A 20,474-nucleotide genomic window follows, 5' to 3' on the forward strand; every position below is an offset into this window, starting at 1 on the left:
ATACCACCCCGCCGGGATACGCAAACTACGCGTACCCCGCGCCGTCGCCCCCGCGCCCAAGATCGATGCTTGGTGTCACGATCTGCGGTCCGACCGGCAAACCGACACCAACCGCCGATCATGAAGCTCGGCCCTACGGCTTCGGCACGCCCAGCACGGCTCGCGTGCGGGCCACGTCGTCCTCGATGGCCTCGACCAAGGACGCGATCCCGTCGAACTTGAGGGTCGGACGCAGGTGGCTGACGAAGTCCAGGGCCAGGCGCTCGCCGTAGAGGTCGCCGGAGAAGTCGAGCACGTACGCCTCGACCCGCCGGTCCTGTCCCGCGAACGTGGGGTTCGTCCCGATCGACACCGCCGCGGGCAGCCGCTCGTTGCCGCGGACCAGCCAGGCGGCGTACACCCCGTCGGCGGGCACCGCCGCGTACTTGGCCACCATCAGGTTGGCGGTCGGGAAGCCGATCTCCCGGCCGCGCTGGTCGCCGCGCACGACGACGCCTTCGAGCCGGTGCGGGCGGCCCAGCACCGCCGCGGCCGCCTCCACCTCACCGGCGTCCACGCAGGCCCGCACGTACGTCGAGGAGTAGACGGTGCCGTCGCCGGTGACCAGCGGGGCGGACTCGACCGCGAAGCCGAACGTTCGGCCCAGCTTCGCCAGCAGCTCCACGTCGCCGGCGGCCCGGTGCCCGAACCGGAAGTTCTCCCCCACCACGACCAGCGCCGCGTGCAGGTGCTCGACGAGCACGTCGTGCACGAACCGGTCGGCGTCGAGCTTGGAGAAGTCGAGCGTGAACGGCTGCACGCACAGCACGTCGACGCCCAGCCCTTCCAGCAGTTCGGCCTTGCGCTGCGGGGAGGTGAGCATCGCCGGGTGCGAGCCGGGGCGCACCACCTCGGACGGGTGCGGGTCGAAGGTCAGCACCACGGCGGGCAGGCCCAGCTCGCGGGCGCGCTTCACGGCGTGACCGATGGTCTGCTGGTGGCCGGTGTGCACCCCGTCGAAGACGCCGATGGTGACGACCGCGCGGCCCCAGCCGCCCGGCGCCGCGTCGTACCCCCGCCAACGCTGCATCACTGCTCGCCTCCCACCAGGACGATCTCCGCCTTGGCCCGGCCGCCGCGCTCGGACATGACGGCCAGCGCGGCCCCGTCCGGGCCCACCACACCGTACGGCCCGGCCTGGCCGACCGCGGGCAGCGGCCCGCCGTGCGACACGATCTTCGCGGCGTCCGCGTCGACCGCGCGCACCGGCATGGCGCGGCCCAGGGCCTGCGCCAGCGGCAGCGCCACCGGGTCGGCGAGCTCCGCGAGCTGTTCCAGGGTGTACGCCTCGGCGAGGGTGAACCCGCCCACGGCGGTGCGCCGCAGCGCGGTGAGGTGACCGCCGACACCGAACCCGGCGCCCAGATCACGGGCGATGGCCCGGATGTAGGTGCCCGACGAGCAGGCCACTTCCACGGCGACGTCGACCACGTCGTCGGTCCGGGTGATCTCGGACACGTCGATCCGGGAGATCGTCACCCGGCGCGCGGGCAGCTCGACCTGCTCGCCCTGGCGCACCCGGTGGTAGGAGCGCACCCCGTTCACCTTGATCGCGCTGACCGCGGACGGCACCTGGTCGACCTCGCCGGTCATCCCGGCCAGCCCGGCCCGGATCTGCTCGTCGGTGACGTGCCCGGCGGGCGTGGTGGCGGTGACGTCGCCCTCGGCGTCGTCGGTGACCGTGACCTGGCCCAGCCGGATGACCCCGCGGTAGACCTTGGCCGTGCCCACGACGTACGTGAGCAGCCGGGTGGCCCGCCCGACGCCGAGCACGAGCACCCCGGTCGCCATCGGGTCCAGCGTGCCGCCGTGGCCCACCTTGCGGGTGCCCGCGATCCGGCGCACCCGGGCCACGACGTCGTGCGATGTCATGCCGCCGGCCTTGTCGACCACGATGAGCCCGTCGGTCACCGGGTGCTCGTTCTTCCTGCTGCTCACGCTTCTCCTCGTTGCGCTCACCGTCGCGAGGGCCCGGCCGCGCCGGGCGCGCCGACGGGCCGCGACCCGCGCCGGTCCGGCTGCGCCGATGTGCGGCGCGTCCGCACCTGATCGGCCCGTCCAGCCTAGGGTGCGGCGGGGACCGGTCCCGGGCTGGGCACGGCCCAGCCGCCGGTGCGCATCCGCAGCACCAGCGCCACGAAACGCACCACCATGAACATGGTCAGCCCGGCCCACACCCCGGCCAGGCCGAGCTGGAGGTAGTACGCCAGCCAGGTCAGCGGCAGGAAACCGGCCACCGCGGCGAGGATGGTCAGGTTGCGCAGGTATGCCACGTCGCCCGCGCCGATCAGCACCCCGTCGAGCGCGAACACGATCCCGCCCAGTGGCAGCAGCACGAGGAACCACGGCCAGATCAGCGCGGTCTGTGCCCATACCGCGGGATCGTCGACGAACAGCGCGGGCAGCACCGCCACGCCCGCGCCGAGCACGACGGCGAACGCGACCCCGCACCAGCCGCCGAGCCAGGTGATGCGGCGCGCGGTGCGCTTCGCCGCCGGCGCGTCACCGGCGCCCAACTCCGCGCCGACCAGCGACTGTGCCGCGATCGCCACCGAGTCCAGCACGAGCGCGCTGAAGAACCACAGCTGCAGCGCGATCTGGTGCGCGGCCAGCGCCGCCGCGCCGAACCGGGCCGCCACCGCCGCCGCGGACAGGAAGCACGCCTGGAACGCCGCACCCCGCACGATCAGGTTGCTGTTGACCGACAGCTGGCGGCGCAGCACGTCCCAGCGCGGCGCGAGCGGCACCCGCTCCACGGCCAGCGCGCGCAGGAACAGCCCGCCGGAGGCGGCCTGCGCGACCACGTTGGCCCAGGCCGAGCCGACCATGCCCCAGCCCAGCCCGTACACCAGCAGCGGGCACAGCACCGCCGAGGCGAGGTTCGCGCCGAGCACGTAGCGCAGCGGGCGGCGGGTGTCCTGCACCCCGCGCATCCAGCCGTTGCCGGCCATCGCCAGCAGAATGAACGGCGCACCGATGCTCGCCACCCGCAGCCACGACTCGGCCTGCGCGGCGACCTCAGCGGACTCCGGGCCGTTGCCCGACAGCGCCCGGGTCAGCGGCCCCGCGAAGACCTGCGCCGCCACCACCAGCGCGAGCCCGGCGAGCACAGCCAGCCAGGACGCCTGCACGCCTTCAGCGACCGCGCCGGCCCGGTCACCGGCCCCGAAGCGGCGCGCGGCCCGGCCCGTGGTGCCGTACGCCAGCACGTTGCCGAGCCAGACGGCCAGCCCGAGCACCGTGCCAGCCATGCCCAGCGCGGCCAGCGGCACCCGGCCCAGGTGGCCTACGACAGCGGTGTCGACCAGCACGTACAACGGTTCGGCGGCCAGCACGACCAGGGCGGGCAGGGCCAAGGCGGCGATCCGGCGGTACTCCGTCGCGCCCGTGCTGCGCACGCTGGTCACGGCAGTGCCGGAGCGGGCTGCGCACCCGGATCGGCGCCCGGGTCGATCACGTCGACGACCTGCTCGACCAGGCGCACGGCTTGCGCCGGGACAACGACCTGCTCGACCAGGCGCGCAGCCTGCGTCGGAATGACGACCGGCGCGACGACGTCGGCGGCAGCCTCGCCGGGATCCACCCTGAGTGCAGCGGCGGGAGCGGCGGCCGCGGCCCGGTGGGCCGTGCGGCGGCGGCCCAGTTCGGTGGGTGCGCCGATCGCCGTGCGGTCCTCCGGCACGGCGCGGTAGTGGGTCAGCAGGGACGCGAGGAAGGCCCGGTCCACGTCCAGCGGGCCGAGCGCGACCCGGACCGTGCCGGTCGTCGAGCCGGGCCGGTCGACGGTGAGGACCAGCCGGTCGATGCCGTGGGCGGCCGTCACCCGGACGTCGGCGAGCTGCGCCCAAGCCACCCGCCGCGATCGTACGGAGCGGACCGTCAGGCCGCCGGGCGTCACCACGATCCGCACCGGCCACAGGCCGAGCACCACCGCGAGCAGCACGGCCGTGATCGCCACAGCGGTCGCGCCCGCGCCCCAGGCGAAGCCGGCGGCGGCCAGCACGAACACCACCCGCGCGTAGCCGACCGGCGAGGCGGCCGTCGTGAAGCCGACAGGCAGACCGATGGGCAGGAGGGCCTGCGCGCGGCGCAGCCGCCACAGCGGCAGGACCGCGACCAGGTAGACGAGAGTCGCGGCCGGCGCCGTCATCGCGGACACCGTGCGCCACATCCAGGTCTCGCCGGCAACGCCCGCGAGCACCGCGGCGCCGAGCAGACCGGCACCGCCGACGACCCAGGCCGTGATGCGCAGCCGGCGGGTCTGCCGTGCCAGGTCCGCGAGCACTTCGTCGATGGCGGGGGCCGCAGGCACGGCTGTCGAGGACATCACGACAGCGTAGACGCCGCGATCACCCCGCCGTGTCCCCGTCGTTTGCCGGGCGGACTACTGCCGGGTGTCCATGGAGGTCTGCAGGGCGCGCCGGGCCTGCTCGCGCTCGCGCTCTTCCTCGGTGGGCTGCGGCTGGGGCTTCTTGGACGTAGGCATCGGACGGTCCTTTCACAGAACAACAACGGGTCAACTTCGTCGCGCGGTCGTGTCAGGGACGCGCCGTGCTCTTCTGTAGTCCGCCGCCGCTCTCGGGATCGCCGAGCTGTATCGCCGGTGTGACTGCCGCGGGGCCGCAGGTCGTCGTGGACCGCGGGCGGCCGCCGCTGCAGACAAAACTATCGTTCAGTTCCACATCCTGCACAGTCGTTCCCACATCACGGAACGTCGGCGATACGACAACGCTGCTGGGCGTTGCCTTAACGCACGACCAGTCGGATATGTCCGATTGCTGATTCGTCACACCTTTGCCGCGCGGGCGGCGGGCGGCGGGCGGCGGGCGGCGGGCGGCGGGCGGCGGGCGGCGGGCGGCGGGCGGCATGATCGTCCGACTTGCCTGGCACTCGTGCGCATCTTGAGCACGCTTTCGCACACCCGCCCGGCAAGTCCGACGATCATGAGGGGGCGGCGCGACGGACGCGAGGGACCGACGGAGCCGAGGGACTCGAGGGACGGGACGCGGGCGCGCGCTGCCGGAGGCGTGGGGGACGTGGGCGCGTCAGCGGGCGAGGAAATGCCAGCCGAGCCAGAACCAGAAGCTCAGGATGGCCAGGCGGCCCACCGGGATGCCGCCGACGTCGTACCGCATGACCAGCGCGGACACGTCGCCGAGGGTCGGGATGCGGGAACTCGGCCGGCGGGCGGCCCACTCGACGGCGAGCACCGCGAGCACGGCCAGGACGAACCCGGCGATGGCCAGCAGACGGGTCAGGCTCATCGGCGCACCAGCCCCCAGAATCCGGCCAGCCAGCCGAAGTACGCCATGCTGCGTACCAGGTAACCGTCGAGCAGCGGGTCGGCCAGCAGGGACAGGGTCGGGTAGTCGTGGGTGGAACCCATGCCGAAGGTGATCACCTCGACCACCACGAACACGGCCACCGGCACCAGCCACCAGGCGACGCCGGGCAGCAGGGTCACCGGCGCGGCCCGCCGCGGCAGCCGCGAGGACATGCCCGCGAGCAGCAGACCCCCGCCCAGGGCCAGCACGTACAGGTTCGCGGCCAGCGAGAACGACGGGAGCAGCCCGCCGAGCAGCGCGAAGGGGACGAACACCGGCAGCATGACCTGCGCGCGCGCCCAGGGCGACACCGGCTCGACGGTGAGCTCAGGACGCTGTTCCATGACCTGATTGTGCTCCGTTGACCGGTCTTCCGGGAGATCTTTCCTGCCGGAAGACCGGCGGCCCGCATGATCGCCGCGTTGTGTCAGAAGACGCGGTCAGGCCACAGATCACGGCACGAACCAGCGATCTTCGTCGCCGCTCCGGGGACCGGCCGGGGCGGTCAGGCCTGGGAGGCCAGCTGGTCGCGTACCGCCGCGATGATCTGCTCGGCGCTGCCGCGGCCGGTGAAACCGGCTGCCAGCCGGTGCCCGCCGCCGCCCAGGGCGACCGCGACCCGGCTCACGTCCGCACCGCCCTTGCTGCGCATGGAGACCGCCCATTCGGTGGGCGCCACCTGCTTGAGCAGCAACGCGACGTCGGCCTCGGACACGCAGCGCACCGAGTCGATCAGCGCCTCCAGCACGTACGGCGGCTGGTGGTGCTTGGCCAGGTCGTCGAGCGTGGCCACGGCGTACACCAGGCCGCGCCCGCCCGCCGACTCCGGCTCCAGCTGCGCCCGGCCCATCACCTCGCCGAACATGCGGACCGCGCCGAACGGGCGGCTGTCGAAGATGCGGCGCGAGATCGCCCCGACGTCGATGCCGGTGGCCACCAGCCGGGCCGCCAGCTCGTGCACCTCGGGCGTGGTCAGGTCGAACTTGAACGAGCCGGTGTCGGTGACCAGGGCGATGTACAGGCACTCGGCCATGTCCCGGTCCAGCGGCACGTCCAGGCGGCGCAGCAGCTCCGCGGCGACCACCGAGGTGGCGGCGGCGCACGGGTCGACCAGCGACACCTTGCCGAAGCCCGTGTTGGAGGCGTGGTGGTCCAGCACCAGGCTGACCGTCGCGGTCTCCAGCCGGTCCACCAGCGCGCCCAGCCGCGACTCGCTGGCCGCGTCGAAGGTCACCAGCAGGTCCGGAGCCGGGTCGGCCTCGCCCTCGGGGATCAGCAGGTCCATCGCGGGCATGTGCAGCGGCTCCGGCACGCTCAGCGGGCCGGGGAAGGTGCACTGCAGCGAGGTCACCCCGAGCCGGCGGAGCCCCTGGGCGAAGCCCAGCATGCTGCCCAGCGCGTCACCGTCGGGGTTGACGTGGCACACCAGCAGCACCCGGGCGCCCGGCCGCAGCCCGGACCGCACCGCGTCGACCGCGGCGGCCCAGTCCTGCTCGGTCGGGCGGCCCAGGGTGCCCGCCTCCAGCGTCGTGGGCTTCACCGCTGGACTGCCGCGCGCAGCGCAGGCTCTTCCTCGTCATCGTCGTCGGCCGCGCCCTCGTCGTCGTCCTCGTCGACCTTGTAGGGCTGCGCCTCGCCGGCGTACGCCGCACCCGCGGCCAGCTGCTGCACGACCTCGTCGCGCTGCTTGGCCTCGGCGAGCAGGTCGTCGATGTGCTTCACGTGCTCCTGCACGTCGTCGGAGACGAACGCCAGCGACGGCGAGTGGCGCAGGCCCAGGGCCCGGCCCACCACGCCGCGCAGCATGCCCTTGGCGCTCTCCAGCGCCGCGGCGGTGCCCGCCTGCTCCTCGGCGTCGCCGAGCACGGTGTAGAAGACGGTCGCCTCGCGCAGGTCAGCGGTGATCCGCGCGTCGGTGATCGTGATCATCCCCAGCCTCGGGTCCTTGATCTGGGTACGAACCACCGATGCGACGAGTTCACGCACTCGCTCCGCATGCTTGCGAACCTTGGCTGGATCAGCCATCACGTCACCTCCGCGACCGACGACCACGACGCGCCCGCGCCGACTCATGCCGGCCGCGGTGACGAGCCAGGGTCGAAACCAACACCATGACACTACCCGCCGGGCCCGACTGTCACTCGCGGGAGCTGAGCGCTTCCGCCCTCCCAGCTCAGCCCTGTGACCACGGATACACCGGCGTCTGGGGCGGCCGCTCGGGCGCGCCCCGGCCCGCCATCGATAGACGTTGGCCTATCTGGATGAGTTCGATCGCCGAAAAGTCATCCAGATAGGCCAACGTCTATGAAAAACGGGTCAGTCTATGAAAAACGGGTCAGTCGTCGTCGCCGTACCAGCGGCGCTTCACGGAGAGGACCTCGACCTCGGGGCGGCCGACCACCAGGCGCTCGCAGTGGTCCAGCACCTCGTTGACGTGGGCCGGGTCGGCGGCGACGACGGCCACCCCGATCTCGGCGCGCCCGTGCAGGTCCATGGCGCCCACCTCGGCGACGGCCACCTCGTACTTCTTCAGCGCCGCGATGATCGGACGGACGTAGGAGCGCTTCTCCTTCAGCGACCGGGAGTCACCGGGCAGGAGCAGGTCGAAAACGGATGTTCCGGTATGCACGAGCGATGACAGTACGCCAGGTCACACCTTGCGGGCCACCAGAATGTCCCGGGTGATGGCCTGGTCGACGCGGTGCTCGAAGCCCTCGTAGTCGACGGCCTCCAGTCCGTGCTCCTCGAGCAGGTCCAGCGCGTCCTCGCGTGGGGCGACGTGGGTGTTCCAGGACATGCCCAGCGCGCCGCCGGGACGCAGCAGCGACGACCAGCCCGGCAGCGCCTCCTCCAGCAGCTCCTGCGGGCCGCGGGCGAGGCCCTTGGCGCTGCGGCTGCCGTGGACCACGCCGTACGGCAGGTCGGCGACGATCATGTCGACCGAGTTGCCCTTCAGCAGCGCCCGGGACTGGATCGTGTCCGCCTCGAACACGGACAGGTGCTGGGGGCTCTCCCGGACGTCGCCGATGCGCGCGTCGAAGCGGCGACCGAGGCGCTTGCCCTCGCGGCGCAGCGGCGTCATCTCGGTGGTGTGCTTGATCCGCTTGTTCTTGAGCCAGGTCTTGAGGAACCCGCTGTACGCCTCGACGTCCTTGCCGTCGAGCTCGATGCCGACCGCGTCCCAGCCGTACATCAGCGCCTGGTTGAGCGTGGTGCCCCGGCCGGCGACCGGGTCGAGCACGGTGAAGCGCTTGGTGAGCAGCTGCTCGGCCCAGGAGGTGGCCAGCACGGTGACGTTGAGCAGCAGCTTGGTGAAGTGCTCATTGGTCTTGCCGGCGTACTTCTGGATGGTGATCAGATCGTCGTCGTAGCGGTCGAGCGACGGCTCGCCGAGCGGCCGCAGCAGCCCGCCGTCGACCATCTCGAACAGGGCGTACGCCGACGACAGGTTGGCCAGCACCCGCAGCTCCTCGGTGCCGAGCGTGCCGTCCTCGACCTCGAAGGACAGGTACGGCCGCCCGGCGAACTCCACGATCTCGGCCGGCTCGATCCGCCCGCCCAGCGCCCGCTCGGAGAAGACGGCCAGCTCGGCCGCCATCAACTCCGGGGCCGACTGCGTGTAGACCCGGTTCGCCGACGGCGCCACCAGAAGCCCGTACCTAGCCACCTGTGCCACTCCTTCCGCCGCTTTCTCAACGACGATCCAGCAAGAACTGTTGCCCGCATGACCTGCGCCTGAACTGTCGCCCGCTCATCCGCCGGGCACGGAGCGGGGCGGGACTCCGGTGCAGTTTCGCACCGGGGCCCCGCCCCGCGTCACGGGATCACACCCGCGGCTTCTCGCGCATCTCGAAGGTCTCGATGATGTCGCCCACCTGCAGGTTGTTGTAGCCACCCAGGGTCAGACCACACTCGAAGCCCTCGCGGACCTCGGTCGCGTCGTCCTTGAACCGCTTGAGCGAGCTGATCGAGGCGGACTCCGCCACGACCGCGCCGTCGCGGACGACCCGTGCCTTGCCGTTGCGGCGCAGCAGACCCGACCGGACGATACAGCCGGCGATGAGACCCACCTTGGACGAACGGAAGACCTCGCGGACCTCCGCCGAACCCAGGGCGACCTCTTCGTACTCCGGCTTGAGCATGCCCTTGAGGGCCGCCTCGATCTCCTCGATGGCCTGGTAGATGACCGTGTAGTACCGGATCTCCACGCCGTTGCGGTCGGCCAGGTCGCGTGCCTGGTCCATCGGCCGCACGTTGAAGCCGATGATGATCGCGGTCGAGTTCGACGAGGCCGACGCCAGGTTGACGTCGTTCTCCGTGATCGCACCGACGCCGCGGTGGATGATCCGAAGCTGGATCTCCTCCGGGATCGGCAGCGCGACCAGCGCGTCCTCCAGTGCCTCGACGGAACCGGACACGTCGCCCTTGATGATCAGGTCCAGCGAGGTGCGCTCGCCTTCCTTGATCTTCTCCAGCAGCGTCTCCAGCGTCGCCCGGCCGCGCAGGTTCGCCTGCTCGGCAGCCCGCTTACGGGCCTGCCGCTGCTCGGCGATCTGGCGAACGGTCCGGTCGTCGTCGGCGGCCAGGAAGGTGTCACCCGCACCCGGCACCGCGGTCAGACCGAGCACCATCACCGGACGGGCGGGACCCGCCTCGGCCAGCGGGGTGCCGTTCTCGTCGAGCATGGCGCGGACGCGACCGTAGGCGTTGCCCGCCACGATCGAGTCGCCCACGCGCAGCGTGCCCTTCTGCACCAGGACCGTCGCCACCGGACCGCGGCCCTTGTCGAGCCGGGCCTCGATGGCCAGACCCTGGGCGTGGCCGTCGATCGGAGCCAGCATCTCCAGCGACGCGTCGGCGGTCAGCAGGACCGCCTCCAGCAGGCCGTCGATGTTGAGACGGCTCTTCGCGGAGATGTCCACGAACATCGTCTCGCCGCCGTACTCCTCGGCGACCAGGCCGTACTCGGTCAGCTGCTGACGCACCTTGCCCGGGTTGGCCTCCGGCTTGTCGACCTTGTTCACCGCGACCACGATCGGCACGTCGGCCGCCTTGGCGTGGTTGAGCGCCTCGATCGTCTGCGGCATGACGCCGTCATCGGCCGCCACGACCAGCACGACGATGTCGGTGGCCTGGGCGCCACGGGCACGCATGGCGGTGAACGCCTCGTGACCCGGGGTGTCGATGAAGGTGATGGCCCGCTCTTCGCCCTCGTGCTCGACGTGCACCTGGTACGCGCCGATGTGCTGGGTGATGCCGCCGGCCTCGCCCTCGACCACGTTCGCCGACCGGATCGCGTCCAGCAGCTTGGTCTTACCGTGGTCGACGTGACCCATGACGGTCACCACCGGCGGCCGGCTGACCAGACGCTCCTCGTCGACGTCGGCGTCGAGGTCGATGTTGAAGCGGGCCAGCAGCTCGCGGTCCTCGTCCTCGGGGCTGACAATCTGCACATCGAAGCCGAGGTGCTCGCCGAGCAGCTGCAGCGTCTCGTCCGTGCAGGACTGCGTCGCCGTCACCATCTCGCCCAGGTTGAACATCTCCTGGACGAGCGAGCCCGGGTTGGCGTTGATGCGGTCGGCGAAGTCCGACAGCGAGGCGCCGCGCGGCAGCCGGATCTCCTGACCCTGACCACGCGGTGCGCCCGAGCTCATCGTGGGCGCGGACAGGTTGTCGAACTCTTGACGCCGCTGCTTCTTGGACTTGCGGCCGCGCGACTTGCCGCCGCCACGACCGAACGCACCGGCAGCGCCGCCACCACGGCCACGACCACCGGCACCGCCACCCGGACGGCCTGCGCCACCCGCCGGCGGGCCACCGGTGCCACCACCGGGACCACCGCGGTAACCGCCGCCGCCACCGGGCGCACCGCCACCGGGACGGAAGCCCGTGCCGGCGCCAGCGCCGCCACCGGGACCGCCTCGGAAGCCGCCGCCACCGGCGCCGCCGCCAGGGCCGCCGCGGAAACCGCCGCCGCCACCGGGACCACCGGGACGGCCTGCGCCGCCACCGGGACCACCGGGACGACCTGCGCCGCCACCCGGACGGGCGGGACGCTGGCTGGGCATCGACGCCGGGTTCGGCCGCGGCGGCATGGAAGCCGGGCTGGGCCGAGGCGGCATGGAAGCCGGGTTGGGTCGGGGCATGCCCGCCGGGGACGGACGCGACGGGGCGCCGCCCTGCGAGATGCCGAACGGGTTGTTGCCGCCGCTGCGCGGCGGGCGAGCGCCGCCGGGTGCGGCGGGACGGCCCTCACGGGCGCCGCCCTCCGGACGCGGACCGGCCGGACGGCCGTCGCGGCCGCCGCCCTCGGGACGCGGACCGCCGGGACGTGCGTCACGACGCTCGCCACCGGGCGCGCCGGGACGGCCGCTCGGAGCGGCTGCCGGACGGGCCGCGCTGGAACCGGGCCGGGGCGGCATGAAGCTGGGCTTCGGGCCGTCACCGCGGGGCTGGTCCTCACGCTGCTTGGCAGCCTGCTGAGCCGCCCGGACGGAGGCCTCCTGCTCGGCCTTGAGCGCCGAGGCGCGGGCCTCGGCTGCGGCGACCTCGATGTCATGGGCGCTGGCCGGCTTCGTCACCGGGGTGGGCGGAACCATGGAGGTCGGTGCCTTCGGCTTCATGGGCGCTGCCGCCGAGGGCTTCTTGGGGGGTGCCGGCCGTGCCGTCACCCGGGGTTCGTTCGCGGTCGCCGCCGTGGTCGCTGCCGCCGCGGGCGCCGACGGCGCACTCGGGGCGCTGGGCGCTCCCGAGCCGGCCGCGAAGGCGTCCTTCAGCCGACGGGCGACGGGAGCCTCTACGGTGCTCGACGCGGACTTGACGAACTCGCCCATCTCTTTGAGTTTGGCGAGAACGTTCTTGCTCTCGACGCCGAGCTCCTTAGCAAGCTCGTGTACGCGGGCCTTGCCTGCCACTGCACTCCTCACTCCGAGGTCGCACGGGCAGTGACCCGCTACGACCTCACTTGTGCACTTGAAGCCTGATCATTTTTGCGACTTCATCGTGTGCCCATGCCGGTAGTCCTACCTTGCTTGATCCTCAGACGGGGCTGATGAGGCCGCCGCCTACGGTGGGTCCGCCACCCCGTGACTGGTCTGACGGTGATCCTTCGGATCGGTTCGTGACCCTCGGGCCGTCACGGTCCGTGGATCGCCTCGGCCAGCTCGCCGGTGTCGATGACCCCGGTGATCCGCAGCGCGCGCCCGAAGGCACGACGCCGCAGCGCCAGCTCGAGACAGGCCGCTGTCGGGTGCACGTGGGCACCCCGGCCGGTCAATCTGCGTCGCGGGTCGGGTCGGAGACTGAACTGGTCAGCTCCCGACGCCACCGCCACGACGCGGAGCAGTTCGGTAGCGCACGCCCGCTGCCTGCATCCGACGCACGTGCGCACCGGAGGCGGCACAGGCGTGACTGATGAGGCCGCCACAAGCGGTGCGGGCCGCGAGCGTCGTACCACCTGATGAGTCTACCCCTACGCGGAGACGGGGGTGCCGCCCGGCTCCGTCTCGTGATCAGCCGCGGAGCGCGGTCCACGCGGTTGCGCGGCCCCAGAGTCGGCCGCGTCGGAGCGGATGTCGATCCGCCAACCGGTCAGACGGGCAGCCAACCTGGCATTCTGCCCTTCCCGACCGATGGCCAGGGAGAGCTGGTAGTCAGGGACGGTGACGCGCGCCGCACGCGTTGCGAGATCCACCACTTCGACCTTCAGCGCCTTCGCCGGGGAGAGCGCGTTGCCCACGAACTCCGCCGGGTCGTCCGACCAGTCGATGATGTCGATCTTCTCGCCGTGCAGTTCACTCATGACCGCGCGCACCCGCTGGCCCATCGGGCCGATGCAGGCGCCCTTCGGGTTGACTCCCTGCACGTTGGACCGCACCGCGATCTTGGTGCGGTGGCCGGCCTCGCGCGCGATCGCGGCGATCTCGACGGTGCCGTCGGCGATCTCCGGGACCTCCAGCGCGAACAGCTTCTTCACCAGCGCCGGGTGCGAGCGGGACAGGGTCACCTGCGGCCCGCGGAAGCTCTTGGCGACGTGCACCACCACGCAGCGGATGCGCTGACCGTGCGGGTACGTCTCGCCGGGGACCTGCTCCGACTGCGGCAGCACGGCCTCGACCTTGCCCAGGTCGACCGAGACGATGCCCTTCTCGGTACGGCTCTCGTGCGCCTGGATCACGCCGGTGACCAGGTCACCGTCGCGGTTGACGTACTCGCCGAAGTGCACCTCGTCGGTCGCCTCGCGCAGGCGCTGCAGGATGACCTGCTTGGCCGTCATCGCCGCGATCCGGCCGAAGTCGTGCGGGGTGTCGTCCCACTCCCGCAGCAGCTCGTTCTCGCCGCCGTACTCCTGCGCGTACACCACGGCCGCGCCGGACTGGCGGTTGATCTCCACGCGCGCGTGCGACTGCGCGCCCTCGGTGTGCCGGTATGCGGTGAGCAGCGCAGACTCGATTGCCTGCAGGATGGTCTCCTCGGAGATCTCCTTATCACGTGCCAGCGCACGGAGCGCCGCAAGATCGATGTTCACCGCTCTTCTCCTTCATCGTCCCGCTCGTCGTCCAGTTCGTCGTCACCGAGCTCCTCGTCGTCGGACGAGTCGTCGTCGAACTCCGCGAGCTCCTCATCGGAGATCTCATTCATGCGCTTGAACTCGACCTGGACGTGTCCGGGGCCCAGCGCGTCGTAGCCGAGCGCGTGCTCCTTGCCGTCCACGTCGAGGGTGATCCCGTCGGCGTCGGCGGCGAGCACGCGGCCGGTCAGCGTCTTGTCCCCCGCCTTGACCTTCACCAGCCGGCCCGCGTTGCGGGCCCAGTGGCGCGGCAGGGTCAGCGGCCGGTCCACCCCGGGCGAGGAGACCTCCAACTGGTACTCGCCCATGATCAGATCTGTGCCGGACTCCTCGGCCTCGTCCAGCGCTCGCGACACGGCGCGGGAGACGTCGGCGATGGCGTCCAGGCCCACGCCGCCGTCGCCGTCGATCATCACCCGGACCAGGTGCCGGCGGCCGACCTGCTTGACCGACAGCTCCTCAAGGTCGTAGCCGGTGCCGGCCACCACGGGATCGATCACGGCCTGCAACCGGGCGCGGCGCGCCGCCAGTTCGGCTGGAGAGGTCCTGGCTGGAGCCGGTGCCGCCGCCCGGGCGGGCGTACGGCCCGCCTGACGTCCTGTGGCACGGCCACGCTGAGCCATCTGGGGCACCCCTCTCGGTGATTCATCGACTGCGCAGAGCGTAACCCGCGAGCACGCGGCAGCTACCAGCGGCGCGCTGCGGTCGCGGCGCGCGGCGTTCGACACGTGATCAAGGAGTGGCAGCCGCGGCCGCCATAAGGGAGACTGGCGCGGTGCGTACGCGGGGAAATGATCATAGCTGGTCGGGGGGCTCCCGGCCGAATCGACGGCAGCTGCTGCGGGCCGGTGCGATGACGGCGACGGCCGCCGCGACCGTGACCGCCCTGGCCGGTTGCGACCTGCTCGACCCCACCCCGGATGCACCACCGCCGCCGGACGCGCTGATGGGCCTGCTGGCCGGCACCCACGCACTGGTCTCCGCGTACGACGCCGCACTGGCTGCCGACACCACGCTCACCACGCTGCTGACCCCGTTGCGCGAGACGCACCGCGCGCACGCCGCCGCCCTGGACGCGATCATGAGCCCCCGGCCCTCACCGAGCGCCTTCACCGCCGCCACCGCCGCCCCGGTCACCGGCGACCGCAAGGCGATCCTCAAGAGCCTGCGCACCGCCGAGGTGTCCGCCGCCAAGCAGGCAGTCGAGGCCTGCGTGGCCACCACCGCGGTCCGCGCGGTGCTCGTGGGCGAGATCGCCGCCGCCCGCGCCACCCACGTGGAGGTGCTGGCATGAGCGAGCGGTTGGTGGAGCGCCTGCAGGCCGCGCTGAGCGCGGAGCACAGTGCGATCTTCGCGTACGCCCGGTTCGGGGTGCTGCTGGACAAGACCGGGCAGAAGGAGGCGCGGACCGGCGAGGAGACGCACCGGACCCGGCGCGACGCGCTACTGGTGCAGCTCGCCGACCTGAAGGCGACCGCGCCCGTCGCACAGGCGGGTTACGCGCTGCCGTTCCCGGTGGCCACTCCGGCCGACGCGCTGAAGCTCGCGGCCTATGTCGAGGACGGCGTGGCGGCGACCTGGCGGGCCGCGCTGGCCGACGCCGAGGGCGAGGTGCGGCGCCAGATCCTGCTGGCCTACACCGACGCCGCGGTACGCGGCACGCGCTGGCGCAAGCTCGCCGCCGTCATCCCCGCCACCGTGCAGTATCCGGGCCGCAAGACCCAGTAGCAGGCGATGCCCGCCAGTTCACGGCACAGGTCTTGCTAACCGCATACCGGGTATGCATACTCAGTAGCCATGTCCATCCGGCATGGTTTGCTCGCCCTGCTCGAACGCGGTCCCCGCTACGGCTACCAGCTCCGGGCCGAGTTCGAGGACTCGACCGGCTCCACCTGGCCGCTCAACATCGGCCAGGTCTACACCACCCTCAACCGCCTCGACCGCGACGGCCTCGTACGTGCGCTGCCGGAGAACGACGGGGGGCAGCGCCCCTACGAGATCACCGGGGAGGGGCGCGCCGAACTCGCGCTCTGGTTCGCCACCCCGATCGCCCGCGCGGACCGGCCCCGCGACGAGCTGGCCATCAAGCTCGCGCTCGCCATCACCACGCCCGGTATCGACGTGCAGGCCGTGGTGCAGACCCAGCGCAGCGCGACGATGCGCGCGCTGCAGGAGTACACCCGGCTCAAGCGCACCGACGCCGAACTGCCCTGGCGGCTCGTGCTCGAGGCGATGATCTTCCAGTCCGAGGCCGAGCTGCGCTGGCTCGACCACTGCGAGACGGCCCTGGTGCGCTACGAGAGACCTGCCGCCGCCCCGCTGCCCGCGCACGACGACACCCCTCGGGAGGCCCGGCGATGACCGCCGTCCTGCAACTGCGCGACGTGCACCGCACCCACGGCACGGGCCAGGCGGCCGTGCACGCCCTGGCCGGAATCACCCTCGACGTGCTCGCCGGGGAGCTGGTGGCCGTGATGGGCCCGTCCGGTTCCGGCAAGTCGACGCTGCTCAACCTCGCGGGCGGGCTCGACGGGCCGGACGCGGGCGAGGTGCTGGTCGAAGGCATCGCGCTGTCCACGCTGCGCCGCCGGGAGCTGGCCGGTCTGCGCCGACGCAGCGTCGGATACGTGTTCCAGGCCCTCAACCTGCTCCCCAGCCTCACCGCCGTGGAGAACGTGGCGCTGCCGCTGGAGCTGGAGGGCGTCGCCGCCCGCAAGGCCCGGCCGCTGGCCGAGGCTGCGCTGGCCGAGGTGGAGCTCGACGGGTATGCCGACCGCTTCCCCGACGAGATGTCCGGCGGCCAGCAGCAGCGCGTGGCCATCGCCCGCGCCCTGGTCGGGCAGCGCCGGCTGGTGCTGGCCGACGAGCCCACCGGCGCGCTGGACTCGGTGACCGGCGAGGCGGTGCTGCGCCTGCTACGCGCCCGGGTCGACGCCGGAGCGGCCGCGGTGCTGGTCACCCACGAAGCCCGGCACGCCGCCTGGGCCGATCGGGTCGTCTTCCTGCGCGACGGCCGGATCGTCGACGCGTCCGGCCCGCTGACCCAGCCCGAGCAGCTGCTGGAGCCCGCGTCATGAGGTGGCTGCGGGCCTGGGCTCCCGCGCTGCGCATGGCGCGCCGGGAGGCGCTGCGCTCCCGTGGCCGCTCCGCCCTGGTCATCGCCATGATCGGATTGCCGGTGGCGATGATGTCGTTCGTCGCGGCCACCTACGACATGCACCGGCTCACGCCCGACGAGGAGCTGACCCGCCAGATCGGGCAGCACGACGCGCAGGTCGAGTGGGTCGCCGACGGGCCGGTCACGCAGCCCCCCTTGGGCAACGGCTACTCCACCACGGGTGGGATGCGCAGCACACCGCCGACTGCGGTCGAGCTGCTGGCGGTGCTGCCCGCCGGCTCGACGGTCAGCCAGGTCGCCGAGGGCGGCGTCGACGTGTTCACCCCGGACGGCATCGGCGGCGTGAGCGCCCGCGGGGTCGACCTCGCCGACCGGCGGCTGGGCGGCTTCGTGGAGCTGCTGTCGGGCGTCGCGCCCGCCCGCGCCGACGAGGTCGCCCTCAACGAGGGTTTGGCCGACCGGCTGGGAGTGGGCGTCGGCGGGCAGATCCGCACGGCGAACCCCGAGTACACGTACACCGTCACCGCGATCGTGGAGTTCCCGTCCTCGCTGCGGGAGACCGTCGTCTTCCGGCCGGGTGTCCTGCCGCCGCCGGCGGGCTGGCTGGTCGACACGCCGTCGCCCGTGCTGTGGGCCGACGTGCAGAAGCTCAACGAGTACGGCCTCGTCATCCGGAGCCGTGCCGTCGCACTCGACCCGCCGGCCGTCCCGGTGGAGTCCCCCATGGGGTCCAGCGAGGTCGAGGAGGTCGCCGTCGGCGCGATCATGGTCGTACTGATCATGCTGGAGGTCGTGCTGCTGGCCGGTCCGGCCTTCGCCGTCGGAGCGCGGCGGCGCAGCCGCGACCTCGCGCTGGTCGCCGCCGCCGGTGGAACCCCTGCCCACCTGCGGCGCATCGTGCTGGCCGACGGCGTGGTGCTGGGCCTGGGCGCGGCCGTCGCCGCCGTCGCGCTCGGTATCACCACAGCCGTGCTCACCCTGCCGCTGTTCGAGCAGTACCTGGTCTACGCCCGGGCCGGGGGCCTGCGGATCTTCCCGGCCGCCCAGCTCGGCGTCGTGCTGCTCGCGGTCGGCGCGGGTCTGGCGGCCGCGATGGTGCCCGCGTTCACCGCCGCGCGGCAGAGCGTGGTCACCGTGCTCGCCGGCCGCCGGGGCGTCACCCGGTCCCGCAAACGCTGGATCACCCTCGGCACGGTGCTCGCGGCGGGCGGTGCGGTGATCGCCGTCGCGGGCGCCGGGCTCGGCGGGACCACCGCCATCATGGCCGGCCTGGTGCTCGGCGAACTCGGCCTGGTGCTGCTCACTCCTTCGCTGGTCGGTCTCATCGCCCGGACCGGACGGTGGCTGCCGCTCGCGCCGCGGATCGCGCTGCGTGACACCGCCCGCAACCGCGGCTCAGCCGCGCCGGCGATCTCGGCCGTGATGGCCGCGGTCGCCGGAGCGGTCGCCATCGGGGCGTTCGTCGGCAGCGACGAGCAGCAGCGGTTCGACAGCTACGACCCGCGGATGCCGGTCGGCAACGTGCTGGTGCGGCAGAACGCGCCCGACACCGCTGCGCCGCCGGACGTGGTCCGGGTGCAGGAGGCGGTGCGCCAGGCGCTGCCCGACGCGCGGACGTACGCGCTGCAGTCTCCCGTCTGCGTGGACCCGGCCGAGGGGCGCGGCTGCTCGCTGCGCCTTGACATGCCGCCCGCGGCCCGCTGTCCGGCCTCTTCCGACCCCGCCATCACCAACGAGCAGCGGGATCAGGCCGCACTCGAGGACGCGCGCTGCGCGTGGGAGCGGGGCATCGGCTCGATCCAGTTCGCGGTCGTCGACGATGCGGCGGCGCTGGAGGCGATCAGCAGCGCGCCCGCGGCCGACCTGGCCCAGGCCCGGCAGACGCTGGCGGCGGGCGGCCTGGTGGTCGCCGATCCCCGCTACATCAGCGGCGGCATGGTGTCGGTCATCGTGACCGAGTGGCAGGAGCAGACCGCGCAGCAGAAGCAGCAGGATCCGTTCGACCGGCCGCCGGTGGCGGTGCCCGCCGCGGTGCTGCCGAGCGGTACGCAGACCGCCGCGTTCGCCGTGGCCACACCCGCCCTGATCCAGCGGCTCGGGCTCGGCGTGCGCCGGGACATGGTGATCGCCGCCGTCGGGCACGTGGCCTCCGCCGAGGAGACCGAGCGGCTCAACGCGGCCGTGCATGCCGTGGCCGGAAACCTCGGCGTGGAGGTCGAGCAGGGGGCCCGGTACCGCGAGGACCCGATCGTCTGGATCCTCGGCCTGGTCGCGGCGCTCATCGCGCTGGGCGCCGCGGGCATCGCCACCGGCCTGGCCGCCGCGGACGGCCGTGCCGACCTGGCCACCCTCGGCGCCGTCGGGGCCAGCCCGCGGCTGCGCCGTCTGCTGTCGCTGAGCCAGTCCGGGGTGATCTCCGGCTTGGGCGCCGTGCTCGGAGTGCTCGCCGGCCTGGGCACCACGGCCGTGCTGATCGCCGCGCTCAACGCGGGCGGCGACCACATCCGGTTCGGCGACGCCCCGATGCACCTGTTCCTGCCCTGGGAGACCATCGCCATCGTGCTGGCCGTCCCCCTGGTCGCCATGACCGGCGCGGGCCTCCTGACCCGCTCCCGCCTCCCCATCGAACGCCGCATGTAGGAAAGGAAGGGCACCTTCACATCGCTATACGTAGCGGAAGGTGCCCTTCCTAACATAAATCGGCCGTGACCTGGGCTGATGCGGAGGTTGCGGTGCGACCGCCGACGTCCGGACGCCTACGGCCGGTCGGGCCGACGTTGCTGTTTCGGGGAGACTGCGGCTTCGGCCTCGGCCATTGCTGCACTTTCCGTGAAACTGTGCGACGGGGTGACGACCTGCCCGGCTTGGCGGAGAGGTCGGTGCGGGCCGGGTTGAAGGTCGCGGTCTTTCGTACCTCGGTCGGTTGCGGCACACTGTGCCGATGCTGCCCCGCCTCGCCCGTTACCTGGGCCATCGCCGTTGGTTCGCCCGCATGGGCAGGTTCCTCGTCCCGGCCGACCGCGCGGTCGCCAAGCTGACCAAGGGGCGGGTCGTGGCGCTGGGCCTGCTGCCCACGCTCATTCTCACCACCACCGGCCGCAAGTCCGGCCAGCCGCGCACGCAACCGCTGCTGTACGTACGCGACGGCGAGAACTTCGTGGTGACCGGCTCGAACTGGGGCCAGCAGGGCCACCCGGCCTGGTCGGTGAACCTGCTCGCCACGCCGGACGCGGTGGTCACCCTCGGCGGACGCGAGCTCCCGGTGCGCGGCGTGCTCGCCGACGGAGCCGAGCGCGAGCGCCTGTGGCAACTGCTGCTGACGGTGTGGCCCGCCTACCAGACCTACCAGGAGCGCGCCTCGAACCGCGTGATCCGGATCTTCAGCCTCGTCCCCCGCTGACCCGCTGCCGCCCAGCTCAGGGCC

At 72.6% G+C, this 20,474-nt stretch carries 20 protein-coding genes; 6 read left to right on the forward strand and 14 right to left on the reverse strand.

Features of this window, described 5'->3' with window-relative positions:
- Nucleotides 1–133: 133 nt before the first annotated feature.
- The 14 genes from F9C41_RS15450 to rimP all read right to left on the reverse strand — a co-directional run bounded on the left by F9C41_RS15450 (nt 134) and on the right by rimP (nt 14,555).
- On the reverse strand, nt 134–1,069 hold the full coding sequence (locus tag F9C41_RS15450; protein ID WP_155387444.1) for a bifunctional riboflavin kinase/FAD synthetase: 936 nt from the start codon (nt 1,067–1,069) through the stop codon (nt 134–136).
- Nucleotides 1,069–1,998, reverse strand: a complete 930-nt coding sequence (truB, locus tag F9C41_RS15455; protein WP_407924699.1) for a tRNA pseudouridine(55) synthase TruB — start codon at nt 1,996–1,998, stop codon at nt 1,069–1,071. The genes F9C41_RS15450 and truB overlap by 1 nt, the downstream gene beginning before the upstream one ends.
- Before the next feature lie 104 nt (nt 1,999–2,102).
- Complete coding sequence (locus F9C41_RS15460; protein WP_155387445.1) at nt 2,103–3,446, reverse strand: MATE family efflux transporter; 1,344 nt, start codon at nt 3,444–3,446, stop codon at nt 2,103–2,105.
- A complete protein-coding gene (locus tag F9C41_RS15465; RefSeq protein ID WP_155387446.1) occupies nt 3,443–4,366 on the reverse strand; it encodes a PH domain-containing protein in 924 nt (307 codons plus the stop codon). Before F9C41_RS15465 ends, F9C41_RS15460 begins: the two co-directional genes overlap by 4 nt.
- A 718-nt stretch (nt 4,367–5,084) precedes the next feature.
- On the reverse strand, nt 5,085–5,303 hold the full coding sequence (locus F9C41_RS15470) for a DUF6186 family protein (RefSeq protein WP_196279780.1): 219 nt from the start codon (nt 5,301–5,303) through the stop codon (nt 5,085–5,087).
- Nucleotides 5,300–5,707 (reverse strand): hypothetical protein, encoded by a 408-nt coding sequence (locus tag F9C41_RS15475; RefSeq protein WP_155387447.1) that lies wholly within the window; start codon nt 5,705–5,707, stop codon nt 5,300–5,302. The genes F9C41_RS15470 and F9C41_RS15475 overlap by 4 nt, the downstream gene beginning before the upstream one ends.
- A 161-nt stretch (nt 5,708–5,868) precedes the next feature.
- Nucleotides 5,869–6,903 (reverse strand): DHH family phosphoesterase, encoded by a 1,035-nt coding sequence (locus F9C41_RS15480; protein ID WP_230689619.1) that lies wholly within the window; start codon nt 6,901–6,903, stop codon nt 5,869–5,871.
- A complete protein-coding gene (gene rbfA, locus F9C41_RS15485) occupies nt 6,900–7,388 on the reverse strand; it encodes a 30S ribosome-binding factor RbfA (RefSeq protein WP_155387448.1) in 489 nt (162 codons plus the stop codon). The genes F9C41_RS15480 and rbfA overlap by 4 nt, the downstream gene beginning before the upstream one ends.
- A gap of 310 nt (nt 7,389–7,698) precedes the next feature.
- Nucleotides 7,699–7,992, reverse strand: coding sequence for a DUF503 domain-containing protein (locus F9C41_RS15490; RefSeq protein ID WP_155387449.1), 294 nt, complete (start codon nt 7,990–7,992; stop codon nt 7,699–7,701).
- Between the two features lie 21 nt (nt 7,993–8,013).
- Nucleotides 8,014–9,030: a TRM11 family SAM-dependent methyltransferase gene (locus tag F9C41_RS15495; RefSeq protein ID WP_155387450.1), complete on the reverse strand. Its 1,017-nt coding sequence runs from the start codon at nt 9,028–9,030 to the stop codon at nt 8,014–8,016.
- 157 nt (nt 9,031–9,187) lie between these two features.
- Nucleotides 9,188–12,277, reverse strand: coding sequence for a translation initiation factor IF-2 (gene infB / locus F9C41_RS15500; RefSeq protein WP_155387451.1), 3,090 nt, complete (start codon nt 12,275–12,277; stop codon nt 9,188–9,190).
- Between the two features lie 221 nt (nt 12,278–12,498).
- Complete coding sequence (locus F9C41_RS15505; RefSeq protein ID WP_330164767.1) at nt 12,499–12,765, reverse strand: YlxR family protein; 267 nt, start codon at nt 12,763–12,765, stop codon at nt 12,499–12,501.
- Nucleotides 12,766–12,834: 69 nt separating this feature from the next.
- Nucleotides 12,835–13,890, reverse strand: a complete 1,056-nt coding sequence (nusA, locus tag F9C41_RS15510) for a transcription termination factor NusA (RefSeq protein ID WP_144118932.1) — start codon at nt 13,888–13,890, stop codon at nt 12,835–12,837.
- Nucleotides 13,887–14,555, reverse strand: coding sequence for a ribosome maturation factor RimP (gene rimP / locus F9C41_RS15515; RefSeq protein WP_155387453.1), 669 nt, complete (start codon nt 14,553–14,555; stop codon nt 13,887–13,889). The genes nusA and rimP overlap by 4 nt, the downstream gene beginning before the upstream one ends.
- A 230-nt stretch (nt 14,556–14,785) precedes the next feature.
- Between rimP and F9C41_RS15520 the strand changes: the two genes are divergently transcribed.
- From F9C41_RS15520 to F9C41_RS15545, 6 genes are all read left to right on the forward strand, one after another.
- On the forward strand, nt 14,786–15,226 hold the full coding sequence (locus tag F9C41_RS15520) for a hypothetical protein (protein ID WP_155387454.1): 441 nt from the start codon (nt 14,786–14,788) through the stop codon (nt 15,224–15,226).
- Nucleotides 15,223–15,660: a ferritin-like domain-containing protein gene (locus tag F9C41_RS15525; protein WP_155387455.1), complete on the forward strand. Its 438-nt coding sequence runs from the start codon at nt 15,223–15,225 to the stop codon at nt 15,658–15,660. The genes F9C41_RS15520 and F9C41_RS15525 overlap by 4 nt, the downstream gene beginning before the upstream one ends.
- Before the next feature lie 69 nt (nt 15,661–15,729).
- Nucleotides 15,730–16,293, forward strand: coding sequence for a PadR family transcriptional regulator (locus tag F9C41_RS15530; RefSeq protein ID WP_155387456.1), 564 nt, complete (start codon nt 15,730–15,732; stop codon nt 16,291–16,293).
- On the forward strand, nt 16,290–17,009 hold the full coding sequence (locus F9C41_RS15535; protein WP_155387457.1) for an ABC transporter ATP-binding protein: 720 nt from the start codon (nt 16,290–16,292) through the stop codon (nt 17,007–17,009). Before F9C41_RS15530 ends, F9C41_RS15535 begins: the two co-directional genes overlap by 4 nt.
- Nucleotides 17,006–19,690: an FtsX-like permease family protein gene (locus F9C41_RS15540; RefSeq protein ID WP_155387458.1), complete on the forward strand. Its 2,685-nt coding sequence runs from the start codon at nt 17,006–17,008 to the stop codon at nt 19,688–19,690. Before F9C41_RS15535 ends, F9C41_RS15540 begins: the two co-directional genes overlap by 4 nt.
- A 295-nt stretch (nt 19,691–19,985) precedes the next feature.
- Nucleotides 19,986–20,450: a nitroreductase/quinone reductase family protein gene (locus F9C41_RS15545; protein ID WP_155387549.1), complete on the forward strand. Its 465-nt coding sequence runs from the start codon at nt 19,986–19,988 to the stop codon at nt 20,448–20,450.
- Nucleotides 20,451–20,474 lie beyond the last annotated feature (24 nt).

Origin of the sequence: Catellatospora paridis, assembly GCF_009720365.1 — a bacterium.
Taxonomy (GTDB): domain Bacteria; phylum Actinomycetota; class Actinomycetes; order Mycobacteriales; family Micromonosporaceae; genus Catellatospora; species Catellatospora paridis.

Bases quoted from the DNA above. Each gene is read 5' to 3' on its own strand.
- F9C41_RS15520 (WP_155387454.1), top strand. From the start codon at position 14,786: ATGACGGCGACGGCCGCCGCGACCGTGACCGCCCTGGCCGGTTGCGAC.
- F9C41_RS15540 (WP_155387458.1), top strand. From the start codon at position 17,006: ATGAGGTGGCTGCGGGCCTGGGCTCCCGCGCTGCGCATGGCGCGCCGG.
- F9C41_RS15530 (WP_155387456.1), top strand. From the start codon at position 15,730: ATGTCCATCCGGCATGGTTTGCTCGCCCTGCTCGAACGCGGTCCCCGC.
- F9C41_RS15535 (WP_155387457.1), top strand. From the start codon at position 16,290: ATGACCGCCGTCCTGCAACTGCGCGACGTGCACCGCACCCACGGCACG.
- rimP (WP_155387453.1), bottom strand. From the start codon at position 14,555: ATGGCTCAGCGTGGCCGTGCCACAGGACGTCAGGCGGGCCGTACGCCC.
- F9C41_RS15470 (WP_196279780.1), bottom strand. From the start codon at position 5,303: ATGAGCCTGACCCGTCTGCTGGCCATCGCCGGGTTCGTCCTGGCCGTG.
- rbfA (WP_155387448.1), bottom strand. From the start codon at position 7,388: ATGGCTGATCCAGCCAAGGTTCGCAAGCATGCGGAGCGAGTGCGTGAA.
- F9C41_RS15475 (WP_155387447.1), bottom strand. From the start codon at position 5,707: ATGGAACAGCGTCCTGAGCTCACCGTCGAGCCGGTGTCGCCCTGGGCG.
- F9C41_RS15465 (WP_155387446.1), bottom strand. From the start codon at position 4,366: ATGTCCTCGACAGCCGTGCCTGCGGCCCCCGCCATCGACGAAGTGCTC.
- F9C41_RS15525 (WP_155387455.1), top strand. From the start codon at position 15,223: ATGAGCGAGCGGTTGGTGGAGCGCCTGCAGGCCGCGCTGAGCGCGGAG.
- F9C41_RS15450 (WP_155387444.1), bottom strand. From the start codon at position 1,069: ATGCAGCGTTGGCGGGGGTACGACGCGGCGCCGGGCGGCTGGGGCCGC.